At 70.4% G+C, this 15,869-nt stretch carries 15 protein-coding genes; 7 read left to right on the top strand and 8 right to left on the bottom strand.

Annotated features, from left to right (window positions below):
• Positions 1–20 precede the first annotated feature (20 nt).
• Complete coding sequence (locus tag OEB96_RS22890) at positions 21–503, bottom strand: CBS domain-containing protein (RefSeq protein WP_266218792.1); 483 nt, start codon at positions 501–503, stop codon at positions 21–23.
• Positions 504–855: 352 nt separating this feature from the next.
• Here OEB96_RS22890 and OEB96_RS22885 point away from each other — a divergent pair, with 352 nt between their 5' ends.
• From OEB96_RS22885 to OEB96_RS22870, 4 genes are all read left to right on the top strand, one after another.
• Positions 856–2,220, top strand: a complete 1,365-nt coding sequence (locus OEB96_RS22885; protein WP_266219001.1) for a sigma-54-dependent transcriptional regulator — start codon at positions 856–858, stop codon at positions 2,218–2,220.
• A 43-nt stretch (positions 2,221–2,263) separates the two neighbouring features.
• Positions 2,264–2,863: an HPF/RaiA family ribosome-associated protein gene (locus tag OEB96_RS22880; RefSeq protein WP_266218790.1), complete on the top strand. Its 600-nt coding sequence runs from the start codon at positions 2,264–2,266 to the stop codon at positions 2,861–2,863.
• Between the two features lie 105 nt (positions 2,864–2,968).
• Positions 2,969–4,252: a hypothetical protein gene (locus OEB96_RS22875; RefSeq protein ID WP_266218789.1), complete on the top strand. Its 1,284-nt coding sequence runs from the start codon at positions 2,969–2,971 to the stop codon at positions 4,250–4,252.
• A gap of 27 nt (positions 4,253–4,279) precedes the next feature.
• Positions 4,280–4,753: a cupin domain-containing protein gene (locus OEB96_RS22870; protein WP_266218787.1), complete on the top strand. Its 474-nt coding sequence runs from the start codon at positions 4,280–4,282 to the stop codon at positions 4,751–4,753.
• A 42-nt stretch (positions 4,754–4,795) separates the two neighbouring features.
• Here the strand turns inward: OEB96_RS22870 and OEB96_RS22865 are convergent, their stop codons facing one another.
• The 3 genes from OEB96_RS22865 to OEB96_RS22855 all read right to left on the bottom strand — a co-directional run bounded on the left by OEB96_RS22865 (position 4,796) and on the right by OEB96_RS22855 (position 7,355).
• On the bottom strand, positions 4,796–5,860 hold the full coding sequence (locus tag OEB96_RS22865) for a cyclic nucleotide-binding domain-containing protein (RefSeq protein ID WP_266218786.1): 1,065 nt from the start codon (positions 5,858–5,860) through the stop codon (positions 4,796–4,798).
• The gene (locus OEB96_RS22860; protein WP_266218784.1) at positions 5,857–6,759 is read right to left on the bottom strand and encodes a class II glutamine amidotransferase; all 903 of its coding nucleotides are present in this window, start codon (positions 6,757–6,759) and stop codon (positions 5,857–5,859) included. The genes OEB96_RS22865 and OEB96_RS22860 overlap by 4 nt, the downstream gene beginning before the upstream one ends.
• Before the next feature lie 152 nt (positions 6,760–6,911).
• Positions 6,912–7,355 carry an Hsp20/alpha crystallin family protein gene (locus OEB96_RS22855; protein ID WP_266218783.1) on the bottom strand — a complete coding sequence of 148 codons (444 nt, stop codon included), beginning with the start codon at positions 7,353–7,355 and terminating at the stop codon, positions 6,912–6,914.
• Positions 7,356–7,577: 222 nt separating this feature from the next.
• Here OEB96_RS22855 and OEB96_RS22850 point away from each other — a divergent pair, with 222 nt between their 5' ends.
• Positions 7,578–8,336, top strand: coding sequence for a hypothetical protein (locus OEB96_RS22850; RefSeq protein ID WP_266218781.1), 759 nt, complete (start codon positions 7,578–7,580; stop codon positions 8,334–8,336).
• Here the strand turns inward: OEB96_RS22850 and OEB96_RS22845 are convergent.
• The 3 genes from OEB96_RS22845 to OEB96_RS22835 all read right to left on the bottom strand — a co-directional run bounded on the left by OEB96_RS22845 (position 8,323) and on the right by OEB96_RS22835 (position 12,799).
• Complete coding sequence (locus tag OEB96_RS22845) at positions 8,323–10,095, bottom strand: thrombospondin type 3 repeat-containing protein (protein ID WP_266218779.1); 1,773 nt, start codon at positions 10,093–10,095, stop codon at positions 8,323–8,325. The two genes, OEB96_RS22850 and OEB96_RS22845, sit on opposite strands and share 14 nt — an antisense overlap.
• Positions 10,096–10,197: 102 nt before the next feature.
• Positions 10,198–11,949, bottom strand: coding sequence for an N-acyl-D-amino-acid deacylase family protein (locus OEB96_RS22840; protein ID WP_266218778.1), 1,752 nt, complete (start codon positions 11,947–11,949; stop codon positions 10,198–10,200).
• Between the two features lie 94 nt (positions 11,950–12,043).
• Positions 12,044–12,799, bottom strand: coding sequence for an SIR2 family NAD-dependent protein deacylase (locus OEB96_RS22835; RefSeq protein WP_266218777.1), 756 nt, complete (start codon positions 12,797–12,799; stop codon positions 12,044–12,046).
• Positions 12,800–12,842: 43 nt separating this feature from the next.
• Here OEB96_RS22835 and OEB96_RS22830 point away from each other — a divergent pair, with 43 nt between their 5' ends.
• Complete coding sequence (locus OEB96_RS22830; RefSeq protein WP_266218775.1) at positions 12,843–14,264, top strand: TIGR03790 family protein; 1,422 nt, start codon at positions 12,843–12,845, stop codon at positions 14,262–14,264.
• A 31-nt stretch (positions 14,265–14,295) separates the two neighbouring features.
• Entirely contained in the window at positions 14,296–15,225 is a 930-nt protein-coding gene (locus tag OEB96_RS22825; protein WP_266218773.1) for a hypothetical protein, read from the top strand.
• A 2-nt stretch (positions 15,226–15,227) separates the two neighbouring features.
• On the opposite strand, the gene OEB96_RS22820 is transcribed toward OEB96_RS22825, so the two are convergent.
• Positions 15,228–15,863: a hypothetical protein gene (locus OEB96_RS22820; RefSeq protein WP_266218772.1), complete on the bottom strand. Its 636-nt coding sequence runs from the start codon at positions 15,861–15,863 to the stop codon at positions 15,228–15,230.
• Positions 15,864–15,869 lie beyond the last annotated feature (6 nt).

Here is a 15,869-nt window from a genome sequence, read left to right as displayed (position 1 = left end):
GCACGGCGGCGTCGCCTGGGCTACTGCGCGGCGTGGGCTGCCATGACCGAGCTTCGCGGCTGGCACACCGCGCGCACCGTCTGGGTCAGCTCGTCCTGAGTGACCGCGGCGTTGCGCGACGACCCGGTCCGACGCGCGAGGTCGTTGAGCGAGACCATGCCGACCGGTCGACCTCCATCGTCGACGACCGTGATGCGCCGGACCTGGTGCTGCTGCATCAGGCGCTCGACCTCGGACAGCGGCGCCTGCGGTCGCACCGTCCACAGGTTCTTGGACATGCCGGTACGGACCTCGATGTGCTGGAGCGGCACGCCCTGGGTGTAGGCCGCCATGGTGATGTCACGGTCGGTGATCATGCCGATCGCACGACCGGCTCCATCGGTGACGGGAATCGCACCCACGTCGTGCTCCCACATGCGCTGGGCGACGGCGTTCATCGACTCGTCGGCAGAGCAGGTGACGGGGTTGCGGGTCATGATGTTCTCGGTGGGGGTGTTGCTCAAGGGATCCTCCGTGGTTGGAAGGTGACGAGCAACCGTCGTGCCAAGCGGTGAGGTCCTCGGGCCGACCGACGCGGGAAGGTGGGCCCGACCGGGGCCGGTCACGTACGCCAGTCCCGGGCCGACGCACCCGCGCCCGCGCTCGGGTGCTGCACGCATCCGCGCTCGTTCGAGCGTCCGGTCGGTTCTCCCCGCGCCATGGTGGTGCGCAGGCGTGCCCAGGGTCGGGGACGATTCCCCAACGCGGTCGTGCGCGCACTGGAGACGCGATGTGAGCAAGATGCAGGCTTTGCACGGTTGCTGCCCACGTCCGCGGCGCACCTTGGCGGGTGTGACGAACGATGCACGCGTCTTGGTGGTGGAAGACGATGACGAGGCCCGCGCGGCGCTGCGGATCTGGCTCGAGCGCGAGGGCTTTGCGGTGTGCACCAGCCCTTGCGGTCGGCAAGCCCTCGCGGTGCCGGCTTCGGGGCTCGATGCCGTGGTGCTCGACTTCGGTCTTCCCGACGTCGATGGCTTCGATGTGCTGCGACGCCTGCGGGCCACTGCACCCCGGCTCCCCGTGATCATGCTGACCGGCCAGGGCTCGGTCGAGCACGCGGTCGAGGCCATGAAGCGCGGGGCCTTCCACTACGTGACCAAGCCCGTCGCGCTCGACGAGCTCGCCCGGGTGCTCCGCGAGGCGGTCGCGATCCGGCGGCGGCCGCAGCAAGTCCGTCGCGCGGGACCGAGCCCCTCGGCCGCGCTGGAGGCCGATCCCACGACCGCCCTGGTGGGCCCGTCCGAGGCGATGGCCCGGGTGCGGGGGCTCATCCACAAGCTCGGGCGCGCGAGCGAGGCCACCGTGCTCGTGACCGGCGAGAGCGGAACCGGCAAGGACCTCGCGGCGCGGGCGCTGCACGCCGTGAGCGCTCGGGCCGGCCGACGGCTCACCAACGTGACGTGCACGGCGTTGCCGACCACGCTGCTCGAGTCGGAGCTGTTCGGCCACGAGCGCGGGGCGTTCACCGACGCCAAGGCGCGGCACCGCGGCCTGCTCGAGCAGGCCGCGGGCGGCACGATCTTCCTCGACGAGATCGGCGACATGGATCCCTCGCTGCAGGCCAAGCTCTTGCGGGTGCTCGAGGACAAGCGCTATCGGCGGGTGGGGGGCACCGAGGACCTGTGGGCCGACGTGCGCGTCGTGGCGGCCACCCACGTCGATCTGCCGGCCGCCGTACGCGAGGGCCGGTTTCGGGAGGATCTCTACTACCGCCTCGCGGTGCTGGTGCTGCCCATGCCCGCGCTCCGAGAGCGGCCACAGGACGTTCCGGCCCTGGTGCGCTCCTTCCTCGAGCGGCATGCGGCCGATGGCGACGAGATCCCCCGGGTGACCGATGACGCGCTGCGCACCATGATGGCGCACGACTGGCCCGGCAACGTTCGCGAGCTTCGCAACGTGATCGAGCGAGCGGTCGTCCTGTGCGAGGACGGCATCATCGACGTCGACGACCTCGAGCTGCTGCGTCCTCCCACGTCCCACGGCGTCGCCGAGCTGTCGTTGCCCACCGGCGGGATCGACATTCGCCGGCTCGAGCGCGAGCTGCTGCTGCAGGCGCTCGAGCGCACGCGCGGCAACGTGACTCGGGCCGCGCGGCTGCTCGGCATGAGCCGCGACCAGGTGCGCTATCGGATCCAAAAGCTCTCGCAGCCGGACGTCGCGGTCGGCAGCTCGTCGTGATGAGCGGGGTGCACGTGCGCGTGCATGGTGAAGGCTGGGAGCGATGACATTGGAGCGTCCGCTTCGGATCACCTTTCAAGGCTTGCCGTCGTCGCCCGCGGTGGAGGATCGGATCCGCCGCGAGGTGGGGCGGCTGCAGCGCTACTTCGATCGGCTCGTGGGCTGCTCGGTGGTGGTGGAGGCCCCGCACCAGCACTCGCGCAAGGGCCAGCTCTACGAGATCGGCATCGAGCTGCGAGTACCAGGAGGCCCGCCGTTGGTGGTGGGGCGCGCCCATCACGACCGGCACGCCCACGCCGACGTGATGGTCGCAGTCAGGGATGCCTTTGCCGCGGCGCGCCGGCGGCTGCAGGACCACGCCAGCAAGCTGCGGGTCGACGTCAAGAACCACCAGCCGCCCGATCATGGCTGCGTGCGGTACGTCGATTGCCTCGGCCGCCACGGCTTCATCGAGACCCCGACCGGCACCGAGGTCTACTTCCACGCCAACGCGCTGCTCGACGTCGAGATCGAGGACGTGGAGGTCGGTGACGAGGTGCGCTTCTTCGTCCACCCCGGCGAGGGCGCCAAGGGGCCGCAGGCGAGCTGGGTGCGGCGCATCGGCAAGCACCACCCGGGGCCGCTGCCGGGGCCGACGGCGTAGCATGCACCTTCGTCGGGGGCGACGGGCGGGTGGACGACCTCTGCCTCGATGGCCGGATGGTTGCGGATGGTTACGGACCTCCTGACCGCGGTGTAGTCTCGGCTCATGCCGTCCCGCCGTGCGAGTGTGCTGTTGGCTTCGACGCTGCTCGCTTGCGCCGAGCCGCAGGACACTCCGTCGAGCGCGACGCCGCCGGGGATCGCCGTCGATGCGTCGGTGGACTCGAAGGTGGCGGGCGGTGGCGACGAGGACGACGCCATGGACGATGCTGGGCCCACCGATGCCGACCCCGCGCTCGCGACCCTCGAGGCCCTGGCGCTGGCCTGCGACGGTCCGACGTTGCAGCAGCGCGTGGCCAAGGTCGATCTCGCCGTGCTGGCGGCCTCGGAGGGCACGCCGGCGAGCCTGCGGACCCTGGCGCACTGGGAGCTGGCGCGACGCTTCGGCGACGACGGCAAGCTCGAGGCCGCGGCGGTCGAGGCCGTCGATGCGGCGCTGACCAAGGTCTTGGGGGAGGCGGCGCCGCGCTGGTGGATCGAGACCTTGGCGAGCGCTCGTCCGTCGACGGCCGGGCCCTCGAGCTACGACGTGGGCCTCTACGAGGGCGGTGATCGTCGGGGCCCGATGATCGCCGGGCCCGGCGGCACCACCGTGCGCCCGGGACTGGAGGCGTTGCTGTCGCTTGCCGACGGCGCGCTGATCTACCCGCTGAGCATGGGTCCGCTGTCGCTGGGTCCGCTGCCCACCGATCCGGGCGTGGCCCTCGAGCTCGCCCGGGCGCCCGGCGCCAGCACGGTCTACGTCGCCGCCTTCGATCGGGGGGCCGGTGGCTTTCGCTTTCCGCTGCGGGCCGTGAGCGCTGGCCGAGGAGGCTGGAGTGCCGAGGTCTGCGGACCCGATCGCAAGATCCTCGCCGGGCTCGGCTATCTGATCGTCGAGATCGTGGTGCTGGGGGTGAAGCCGGACCGCGGCGAGCCGGGGCCGATGCCCGGCAGTGTGGGCCCGCATCGCGTGGCCGTGTTCACGGCCGAGTCCCATGGCCTCGCCGTCGAGATGTTCGACGAGGCCGGGGTGCGGACCTTCGCGTGGTCCTCGGACTGGTGGTCATCCCGCGCGGGCGATGGCGGAGCGGCCAGCGACGGCGGAGCCGTTGGCGACGGCGAGTCGGCCAGCAAGCGCGAGTCGGCCAGCAAGCGCGAGTCGGCCAAGGGGGCCAAGCGAGGCGAGGTCTGCCGCGATGGCACGCGCCATCTCGCCGAACAGTCTCGTCGGCCCCGCGCACGCGAGTGCAAGGCCGGGCTGTCATGCTGCTATCCTTGCGGCATGGCCGGCTGCGACTGGGTCTGCGCCACCCGCAAGGAGTGTGCGTCCTGGCGAACGCTGCCCTGAGTCGGGCGCATGTGGTAGCAGAGAGGAATGCCGCTCAAGCCACCCGCGCTCGACCCCGCCAGCCTGTCGCCTCGCTCGAGCTCCTCATACCCGGAGCCCTTCCGCTCGCGTGTGCTCCCACGGGAGAAGCGTGCGCTCGGCGACGCCCTGGGGCTGACGAAGATCGGAGTCAACCTGACGACGCTCATGCCCGGCCGCGAATCGTCCATGCGCCACTTCCACACCCTCGAGGACGAGCTCGTGTTCGTCCTCGAGGGCGAGGTCGTGCTGCGCACCGACGCGGGCGAGCAGGTGCTCACGGCCGGCACGTGTGCCGGCTTCCCCGCCGGCGCAACGGACGGCCACCAGCTCGTCAACCGCAGCGATCGACCCGCGCGCTACCTCGAGATCAGCAACCGCGACCCACAGGACGGCGCCGAGTATCCCGACGTCGACCTCGCGTACCACATTGGGCCCGGCGATACCCCTGTCTTCACGCGCAAGGACGGCACGTCGTACTGAGTCCATCCTCGTCCTCGCTTTTGCCCGAGCTCGACGACCCGCTCAGTCCGCCACGATCCGAAACAGCCCGCTCCGGCTCGGATCCTGCTCGAACGGCCGCTTGGTACCCCGCGTCGCCGCGCGCCACTCGTGGGCCAGCGCGCGGGTATCGATGGTGAGCCGCTCCATCAGCCCCCGCGCCATCGCCCAGCAAAACGGATACGAGAGCCGCTGCCGGGGGTCGAACAGCCGCTCCACGCTCTTGCTCGGCAGCTCGAGCAGGGTGGCGCCTTCGCGGGCGACCGCGAGCAGCCTCTGCGGTCGTCCGCTGAGTGCGCCCGGATCCACGAACGCCTGCCCGGGCCCCACCACCGCCATGCGGTGGGGTCCGTGCGGGGTGTCGACCCCGAGCTCCACCGACGCCCGCACCACGATCCAGATCGCACCCTCCGAGCCTCCCGCCCGAAACAGCGTGACCGCCTCGTCGCAGGTCCAGGGGCGGGCGTGGGCCACCAGCGTCCCGCTCTCCTCGTCGGAGAAGCCCTCGAAGAACGGCAAGCGATAGAAGTAGCGCATCAGCTCGAAGTCGGCCCCGAAGCGGGGCTCCGGTCCGCCGCCGGATCCGACCCGCGGCCCCGCTCGCGAGCCAACCCGGGGCTCGACGCGGGAGCCAACCCGGGGAACGGTCGAGCGCGGCGCCCGGGCCAGCGCGATGCGCTCGTCGTTCAGATCCTCGATCGACGCACACGCCTGCCTCATCAGCCGCTGCAGGATCGTCAGCGAGGCCGGGTGGTGGTGCCGGCACAGCGCATCGAGATCCCGACGCAACATCACCAGCAGCGCCGTGGGCTCGACCGCGACCACCGTGCCCGTGCGGCGGTGGCGAGGCTCCATGAACCCGAACTCGCCCACGACGCTGCCGGGGCCGAGCCGCGCGAGCCGAGAGACCCGCCCCCCGGGCAGCCGAACGTCGACTCCGATGCGGCCCGACACCACGAAGAACACCGCGTCGGCCACCTCGCCCTGCCGAAACAGCACCTCGTCCTTCACGAGCGCACGCCGTCGCAGGACCCGGGCCACGCCCTCCGAGTCGGTGTCCAGCCCCTCGAAGAAAGGGTGCTCGATCAATCCAGCCACGGCACCTCGACGGTCTCGATGCGGTCGCGGTCGACCAGGAGGATGGTGTACTCGGGCACCTCGAACCACCCCGTGATGTCGCGAGACAGCGGCTCGGAGGCGATCGCCACCGCCGTGCTCGCATCGGGATCCCCGGTCATCTGCCAGGCGCCGTCGACCAGCTGGTAGGCCTCGCCCATCGAGTACCACAGGCTCAGGAACGGGCCGCGGCCGTGGGAGTCCAGCTCGTACTTGCCGTAGTCGAACGTGAAGCGCAGCCCGACCAGCGAGCGCCCGTCGCAGAAGCACAGGTTGATGCTGCTGTTGACGTCGACGCCGTGCTCGAGCCGGACCCGCGCGAGGATCTCCAGCGTCTCCATGATCGCGGCGACCAGATCGTCGGGGTCGTCGCGGCCGCGACGCTCGAGCGCCGAGAGCACCAGCGCGTAGATCGTCTCGCTGTCGGTGGTTCCGCGGATCTGCTGACGAACCCGCGGCGTGACGAGCGAGAACAGATCGTGCCTCATCTCGTTGTGCCGTGGAACGTCGCCGTTGTGCGCCATGGCCCAGCGGGCGCCCGGATGGGCGAAGGGGTGCAGGTTGTGGGGCCCGAAGCCGAAGTCGGCGCGGTAGGGGATCCCGCGCACGTGCGCCAGCAAGCAGGTGGTGCGCATCTTCTCCGCGAGCGACTTGAGATTGGCGTCGTAGATGGGCACCTCGGTGGAGCGGTACTGCCACGGCCGCTCGGGATCGAACGACGTGCGGTCCCAGGCGATCATCCCGAACCCGGCGAGGTTGAGCATCTCGAGCAGCTGCGGCTCGTACGACTGGCGGATCAGCGAGCTATCGGGCTTGTACAGCAGGTCATCGATCAGGATGGGAGGACCGAGGTAGGACAGGACGCGGCACATGTGGATGCCCGGCTCGCACCCACCAACATAACAGCGCGGCGCGGCGGCCGGTACTGATCATGCGCCGCGCTCCGATCCTGCACCGAGCCGAGCCCCTTGGACGATCGAGGGGGCGGCGGGGTCCTGTCGCCCCACGACGAGTGGAGCATGGGCTAGACGATCTTGATCGACTTGGACTTGGTACCCGCCGTCTTGGCCATCTGGATCGTCAGCACGCCGTTGCGCATGTTGGCGTCCGTGTGGGACGGGTCGACCTCGCAGGGCAGGGCGATGCGGCGCACGAACGCCCCGTACTGGCTCTCCTTGCGCCACCAGTTGTGGCCCTCGGCCGAGGTCTCCTCCTTGCGCTCGCCGCGAATGGTGAGCGTCTCGCCGTCGATCTGGATGTCGACGTCCTTCTTGTCGATCCCCGGCAGCTCGGCCGTGATGGTCACGTACTTGTCATCGTCCTTGACGTTGACCAGGGGCATGAACGCGCGCGCCGAGTGGCCCGGGGTCGACTCGAACAACGGGCTGAACAGCTCGTCGAGCTCGTCGCGGAGGGTGCGGAACTGCGTGGGAATGATGTCTCGTCGGGTCCACGGAATCAGGCTCATCGGAACGAGTCCTCCTTGTGCCTCGAGACCAACAGCAAGGCGCATGCCAGTGCTTTGCGTGGTGTCGCGCGCCCTTGCCAGCCCACGGCGCGGAGGATTTCCCACCGCTGGGGAGCAAGCCACGGTCCGTCCGGCTCTTGGGCCGGTCGGTTCGAGCGCGTGGCCCACTCGCGAGCGGGACTCGGGGAATGGCAGACTCGGGGCATGCGTCGGAGCCCGGTCATGACCCAACCCCACCGTGCCGCGGGCCTCTTCGGCCTGCTGACCCTCGTCCTCCTCGTCGGCTGTGACAGCGGATCGGCGCCCCCCAAGTCGGCCGCGGCGAAGACCGATGCAATCGATGCGAAGAAGGTCGAGCCCGCGAAGACCGAGACCAAGGTCGAGGCCAAGGCGCCCACGCCCGTGCCCGAGCCCGCACCCACCACTGCGGTCGAGCCCGTGCCGACCCCGCCCGAGCCGGTACCGCCGGCCGTGGTCGTCGATCCGGCGGCGGTTGGTGATCCACCGCCGGTCGAGCCCGCAGCCGCCGACGCGGGCGCGGCGGTGGACGATGTCGCGGCCGATGCGGCCGATGACGGGGCCGATTCCTCCGACGCGCCCGAGCCTCCTTCCGCCGTGGCCGCGGGCGACGGCTCGTCGCCGATCTCGCTCGGCCCCGATGCCGAGCTGCTCAGGCTCGTGCTCGCCCACGACGTGGTCAATCGCCAGCCGGTCGATCCCGCCACCACCTTCCCCGCCGGTCAGAAGGTCAGCCTGTTCATCGAGGCGCGCAACGAGACCGGCGAGGACATCGGGATCCAGGTGACCTGGGAGGACGTCAAGTCGGGCCGACGCAGCCCGCCGGTCGGGGTGGTGATCTCGCCGCGCAAGCTGCATCGCACGCGGTCCTACCGGACCATGAAGAAGCCCGGGGAGTACCGCTGCATCGTGCTCGGCGACGACGATCGCGAGCTGGCGGTGCTGCCGTTCACGATCGAGTGACGCTCGCCTCGCGACGCCGACGCAGGCGCAGGCCCACCAGCAGCGAGAGCCACCATGCCGAGCCTCCGGCGGGCGTGGTGGTGCAAGCGCAACCGCCCGTGTCGGTGTTCTGGCCGGTGTCGCCGGTGCCTCCGGACGATCCCTCGCCGCTGGTCGAGCCATCGCCCGGTCCCGGGCCCCCGCTGGTGCCGGGCTGGACCCCGGTGTCGTCGCTGGTGCCGGGGGTGCCGGTCTCGTCGACCCCCGCCGTGCCGTCGCCGGTGCTCCCGCTGGCCACGTCGCACGCATCACCGAGCCCGTCGCCGTCTTCGTCGGCTTGATCCTCGTTGGCGTCGTCGGGGCAGTTGTCCACGTCACCGCACACCCCGTCGGCGTCGGCATCATTGGCCGCGTCGCTCGGGCAGGCATCGCACGCGTCGCCCACCCCATCGGCATCGCCATCGGCCTGGTCCGCATTGGCGTCGTCGGGGCAGTTGTCGTCGACCAGGCACACGCCGTCCGCGTCCACGTCGGCGAGGCGGTCGTCGTCATCGGGGCAGGCATCGCAGAGATCGCCCACGTCGTCCATGTCCGCGTCCTCCTGCCCCGGGTTGGCGTCGAGCGGGCAGTTGTCCGCGTTGGCGCACAGCATGTCGCCGTCGATGTCGTCGTCCGCATCGAGCGGGCAGATGTCGCACACGGCTCCGATCCCATCCATGTCCTGATCGATCTGGGTCGGGTTGTAGGCCATGGGACAGTTGTCCATCGCCGCGCAGATCTCGTCCTCGTCGGGATCGTTGCCCACGTCGCCCGGACACGGGTCGCACGGGTCGCCCAGCGCGTCCATGTCCATGTCCTCTTGCAAGGGGTTGGCGTCGTCGGGGCAGTTGTCCACCAGCGCGCACACCCCGTCGAGATCGATGTCGTTGCCCGGATCGGTGGGGCACACGTCACACACGTCGCCGATGGCGTCGAGGTCCACGTCCTCCTGCAGCGGGTTGGGGATGAACGGGCAGTTGTCCGCGAAGTCGTTGAGCCCGTCGCCGTCGCCGTCGCCGGCCGAGAGATAGGCGATGATGTTGGCGCGCAGGTTGAGCGCGTCGGCGGCCGGGGTCCAGAAGTTCGACGTGGTCAGGCCGCCGAACATGATCTGGCCGCTGCCCCAGGGGAGCTCGGCGAGGTGTGGATTGCCGCCATTGGAATCGGTGATGTGCCCGATGAGCCCGGGCCCGCTCACCGTCGCGTGGGCGAAGGAGCTGCCCGTGAATCCCATGGTGGTGGTGGGCAGGAACGGCCCGAGCCAGATCGCGTGCGTGGGGTCGATCGCGCTGCCCGGGTTGACCGACGAGTCGGGGTAGTGGAGCGTGATCCCGCCAAAGCCCCAGTTTTGCAGGCCGCCCTCGTTGGGGGCCGCGTTGAGGAACAGGGTGCCGCCGGCGTTGACCCACGCCTCGAGCGCGGCCTGGTTGGCCATCATGAACGCCTGCAGCTCGAGCGCGTTGCTGTCGCTGCCCTCCATGTAGATGAACGAGTAGGCCGGCGACAGCAGCGTGGCGGGATTGACCGTCTCGTAGCGCAGGTCGTCCCAGGCCCCCGCGCCGAACACCATGCTCATGGCCTGCTCGTTGACGTTCTGACCCCACGGGGCGGCCACGGTCGAGCGAATGTAGGCGACGGCCGCATCGGCCTCGCTCGGGACGAGCATGGCCGCGAAGGCGAGCAGCCCCAGCGCGGGAGAGAGCCAGGATGCACGGGCAAGGACAAGGGAAGGAGCGCGCATGGTCATGATCCTTTCATCGATTGTCGGTCGTGACCATGTGGGTTGGCCAGCGACCGCGATGCGACCTGTCTCGCATGGCCGCGGGCCGCTTGGGGAAGACCCTTACGACGACTGGGCGCGCAGGAGCGTGCCGAATCCGCGCGCCTGGCCGAACTCGTCGGCGAAGCGCGCCGGCTCGTAGGCGATGCGCCCATTGATCAGCACCGCGCGCACGGCTGCGTCGTTGCGTCGCACCACGCGCCGGAGGTCGTCGAAGCCCGGCATGGGAGCGAGGACCGAAGCCTCGACCGAGTCGTCGAGGCCGGCTGGATCCACCACCACCACGTCCGCGCGATCGCCCGGCCGCAGCGTGCCGGCCTCGATTCCCATCCAGCGTGCGATCTCGGAGGTCAGGCGCTGCACCGCGCGCTCGATGGTCATGAACGGGCGCTGGGCCAGCTGCGCGTCGCGGACTCGCTTGAGCATGCGCAGCGGGAAGTTGTAGTAGGCCATGTTGCGCAGGTGCGCACCGGCATCGGAGAACCCGATGAGGATGTCGGGGTGTCGCATGATGCGCTCGAGCACGCGCGGCCGATCGTTGCCCACCACCGTGTACCAGCGCAGCCGCTTGCCGTGCTCGGCGACGAGGTCGAGGTAGGCGTCGACCGCATCGACCCCGCGCTCGCGGGCGACCTGCCCGAACGACCTGCCCACGAGAGTGGGATCGGGCGCCTCCACGATCTCGGTCTTCTGGAGGTTGCGGTGGTAGGCACGGCCCCAGATCCAGCTCGCCCACTGTCGCTTGAAGCGACGGCGGTAGTCGGGGTCGCGCAGCAGCTTGGCACGGGCCTCGTCGGTGTGCAGGTGCAGGGCCTCGGTGCCGGCCGCGATCTCCTCGAGCACCGGCACCTCCATCCCGTCGGTCCACAGCTCGAAGGGCACCGGCAGCGCCTGGAAGCGCACGTCGGCGCGCAGCCAACGGTTGAACAGCCGGGTCAGCGTGCCCGCGATGGGGGCGGCGGGACGCGAGGCCACGGCGTCGATGAGCGCGATGATCGTGGTCTTGAGCGGGCGTCGCCCGATCCCGGTGCTGTGCAGCAGGAACAGGAAGATGTTGAGCTTGGTGCGGAGGTTGGGCACGCCCTGGAACACGCGGCCACGGCGGCGCAAGATCGACGACAGCCGCCGATACTCCTGCCAGGTGCCGAACACCGAGGGCGTGGGGCGGCTGCGAAATTCCTCGCCGTCCATCTTGTCCCAGGGCAGGGTGTTGATCGACAGGCCCAGGTAGCCGGCGTCGAGCGCCTCCTCGACCAGTCGCTCCATGTGACCCAGCTCGTCGGCCGTGGGGCGCACGGTGGGGTCGAGGCTGCGGCCCAGGCCCATGGCGTGGGCCCGGATGGTCGAGTGGCCCAGGAGGTTGGCCACGTGGGGCCCCAGCGGCAGGCGCTGCAGGTGCTGCAGGTACTCGGTGGGCGAGCTCCAGTCCAGCGTGCGCCGAAGCAGCGGCAGCACGGTGCTGCGGGGGATGCCCTCCACGCGGCAGAACATGTCGGCGAGATCCTCGGCCGAGCCCACGGCCAGGCTCAGGCCGCAGCTGCCCAGCACGATGGTGGTGACCCCGTGACGCACCGACTCGTGCAGGCCCGGGGCGAGCTCGACCTCGGCATCGTAGTGGGTGTGGAGGTCGAGGAAGCCGGGGGTGACCCAGGCGTCGGTGGCATCGATGGGCTGGGCGTGGGCGGGGAACGGGGCGCCGGGTTCGGCGACTTCGGTCACGCGCCCCTCGGTGACGAGCACGTCGGCCCGACGCGGGGGAGAGCCGAGGCCGTCGAAGATCAGGCCACCGCGGATCGCCAGCGTGGGGGTCGGCATCTCGAGGAGCACGGTAGCAGACGAACGCGGATGCCGGATCGGCCTTCGGCCTCGAGCGGCGCTACGGCTGCTGCTCGGCCTGATTTCCCGCCCGCTACGACCCGGACGGCAGGCCCTGGCACAGCTCGGTCAGCGCCTCGGTCGCGGTCGACCGCATGCAGTGGTCGTAGAGCTCGCTCATGGGAGTGTCCTCGGGGTTGATCTCCACCAGCGTGGCGCCGGCTCGCTTGGCCACCACCGGTAGCTGTGCCGCGGGGAACACCACCGCCGAGGTTCCGATCGAGATCATGAGATCGCTGGCATCGAGCGCCTGACAGGATGCTTGCACCACGCTTCCCGAGAGGCTGTCGCCGAACCACACGATCCCCGGCCGCTTGTAGACCGGCGTACCCCGCGGGGTGGTGGCCGCCAGGGCCTTGCACGCCGGGCACAGGAGGTCGTCGACCGGGGCCGAGAAGTCCTCGTCGCGCCAGCCACATCGGTCGCAGCGCAGCTTCCACAGGCTGCCGTGCAGCTCGTGCACCCGCTTGCTGCCCGCACGCTGATGCAGCCCGTCGATGTTCTGGGTGACCACGGTGACCGAGGGCAGCACCTGCTCGCAGCGGGCGATGAGGCGGTGCCCCTCGTTGGGCTCGCACTTGCGCACGAGGCCGCGGCGGTAGTTGTGGAACTCCCACACATGGTCGGGATCGCGCTCGAACGCTTCTTGACAGGCGCAGCTCTCGAAGTCGTACTCCTTCCAGATCCCGCCCTTGCCGCGGTACGTGGGCACTCCGCTCTCCGCCGACATTCCGGCGCCGGTGAAGAAGACGATGCGGGAGAAGTCGGTGACGCGGATGGGGGAGGGCATGGCGCAGACAGGATAGCGCGAGCGCGGCTACCATGATCTCCACATGGCACGGCGAGCGATCGTGATTGGGGCGTGGGTCTTGGCGGCGTGTCCCGGTGACGACGGGGGAGGGGGCACCGGAGCCGACGCCTCGACCGGCCGCGACACGACCACCACGGGGATGGCGACCACGGCTTCGCTCGACGAGAGCAGCGGCCTGGCCACGACCAGCGAGTCCACCGGCACCGGCACCGGCACCGGCCCCGAGCCCACCACCACCGGAGCGCCGGTGATGCCCATGGTGCTGTTTCCGCGGACCTCCATCCTCCCCGAGGAGCTCGCGGTGATCGTCGACGACGACGACCCGCTCTCCGTACAGATCGCGCAGGCCTACGTGGCCGCGCGGGGGATCCCGGAGGGCAACGTGGTGCACGTGTCGCTGCCGGCCACCGACGTGCTCACCCCCGAGGTGTTCGGGCCGATCCTCGCCGACGTGCAGGCCCATCTCGACGACGAGATCCAGGCCCAGGTGCTGACCTTCGTGCAGCCCTACCGCGTGGGCTGCATGTCGATCACCAGCGCCTTCGCGCTCGGCTACGATCCCCTGTGCGGCGGGTGCGTGATGACCCCGCCGTCGCCCTACTACGACTCGCCCTCGCTGCGGCCATGGGACGACCACGGGCTGCGGCCGACCATGATGCTGGCCGCGCAGACCCTCGAGGACGCACAGGCGCTGATCGAGCGCGGGCTGCAGGCCGACGGCGTGCACCCGGCCGGCACCGCGTACCTCGTGCGCACCACCGACGTCGCTCGCAGCGTGCGCTGGCGACAGATGCAGGCGCTCTCCGAGCAATGGCAGGGGTGGGATGGCCTGCAGGTCCAGTACACCGACAACGCCGACGGCAGCGGGACCAACACGATCGAGGATGCCGCCGACGTGATGTTCTACTTCACCGGGCTGGCCAACGTCGCGGGCATCGAGACCAACGCCTACGTGCCCGGGGCGATGGCCGATCACCTCACCTCGTTCGGGGGGCAGGTCCCGCAGAGCAGCCAGATGAGCGCGCTGCGCTGGCTCGAGGCGGGGGCCACCGGCAGCTACGGCACCGTGGTCGAGCCCTGCAACTACCCCGAGAAGTTTCCCCACGTGGGAACGGCGGTGTCGCACTACTTTCGCGGGGAGACGCTCGTCGAGGCCTACTGGAAGTCGGTGGCGTGGCCGGCCGAGGGTCTGCTGATCGGCGAGCCGCTCGCGCGACCATGGGATGGATCGCGGGTCGAGCTGCAGGGGGAGGACCTGGTCATCACCACCAACCTGCTCGTTCCCGGCGTGCTCTACGACGTGGAGGCGGCCGATGATCCCGAGGGCCCGTGGGATCACGTGCTCACCGGGATGGTGCCCTACACGGTGACGCTGGAGATCGTGATCGAGGGGGCCGATCGGGCGTGGTACCGGCTGGTGCCGCAGAGTGAGGGGCGCGAGTGACCGCGGCCGCGCGTCGTGGCATGGTGAGGGCGTGCGTGCGTTGCTGCTGGTCCTGGTGCTCGCCAGGTGTGTGTCGACCGAGCCTCCTCCTCGTCTGGCCCCGAGCGCGACGAAGGAGGACCTCGAGGTCGAGGCCGCCAACGTCCCGGACACCGCGCCCATCGAGGTCGCGCCCGTCGCAGGCGAGCCCGTTGCAGGCGAGCCCGACGAGCCGATCGTACTCGAGTCTCCGTTGCCCGATCGGCCCTGTGAGCCGGTGGCGATCGCCGCCGCGAGGGCAGCCCTCACGGCCGCGACCGAGCACGGGGTTCGGGCGCGTGAGCTCGTCGATTGCAAGCCCGAGGCGATCGTGTGCCCCGCCGCGCGAGGCCCGAGAGCCGCGAGCGCGACGTGTCAGCTGCTGGCGCACGACGACGGAGGTGACTGGGAGATCGAGATCGTCCCTCGTCCCGCGACTGGCGTGCCCACCGGGCTCACGGCGTGGGTCGACGAGACTGGCGAGGTCGGTCGCGTCGACGTCGAGGGCAGCACGTGGGGCGTCGTCGACGGGGTGCGGATCCAGGGACGAGGGCTCTACGAGTCGCACACCCATGGTGGCGAGGCGGCTCGGATTGCCGGGGCACGGTTCGAGGTCGTCAACGAGCGCGATGCACCGGTCACCATGACGGTGCTCGCCACGCGCTGGCTCACCGCAAACTCGTGCGAGCTGCCTCGCGAGGTGCGGGCGCGGCCCCGACCACAGGGGATCGCGATCGAGCCGGATCTCATCGATGGTTCGATGTCGGTCGAGATCCCCGCCGGAACCACTCAGACGGTGGACCTCGGGCACGAGGGCCAGGCCGCGTACATGGCCTGGTGCGATCGCTTCGCCACCGCGGCCACGTTCGAACTCGACGGCAAGCGGGTGGAGGTGATCGCCGAGCATCGAGTGATACGGCGGCAGCCGCTGCGGGACGACTAGCCTCAGTCGGTGATCACCAGCTCCACGCTGGTCTGCGTGGGATAGTCGAGCATGGCGGTGAAGGTCACGGGATCGGTGAGCTGCTCGTCGTTCCACAGGCTGCACACCTCCTGCGCAGGGGGCTCGCACTCGCAGGTCCCGGTGCAGGTGCGCCACACGGTCAGCTCCACGGTGTAGGCGCCCGCGGGGGCCTGGTCGGGTCGCACGCAGGAGCCGGGGCACTCGCCCTCCGGGGCGCACGCCGGGGTCAGCTCGAGCGTGGTGAGCACGCGGCCGGGCCACTGGGTCTGGGTCATGGCACCGGCCTCGATGCGGCCGGCCGAAGGAGGCGCGCAGTTGTTGCAGCCGATCGAGCAGTCGTTCGCCTCCAGGAAGCCGTCGCAGGTGTTGGGGAAGCACTCGGTGTCGAGCCGGTAGGGCACGTTGGCACCGGTGGCGTCGGTGAGGTCGATCGTGATCGCACCACCACAGCCGTGGGGCGAGAAGAACACCGGGGTGGTGCCGTCGTGACGGATCGAGATCGTCACCGCGGGGCCGATCTCGGGCGCGGGCTGGTACTGCTCGCACGCGTCCGTGCTGGATCCGTCGTCGGCGTCGGTCTTGGTTCCGCAGGCGACGAGGACGAGCAGGAGGAGCATCGGTGG

The organism is Paraliomyxa miuraensis, assembly GCF_026337845.1.
Classification (GTDB): Bacteria; Myxococcota_A; Polyangia; order Nannocystales; family Nannocystaceae; genus Paraliomyxa; species Paraliomyxa miuraensis.
Note: the sequence above shows the minus strand (reverse complement) of the source record. Positions and strands in the feature narration are given on the sequence as shown.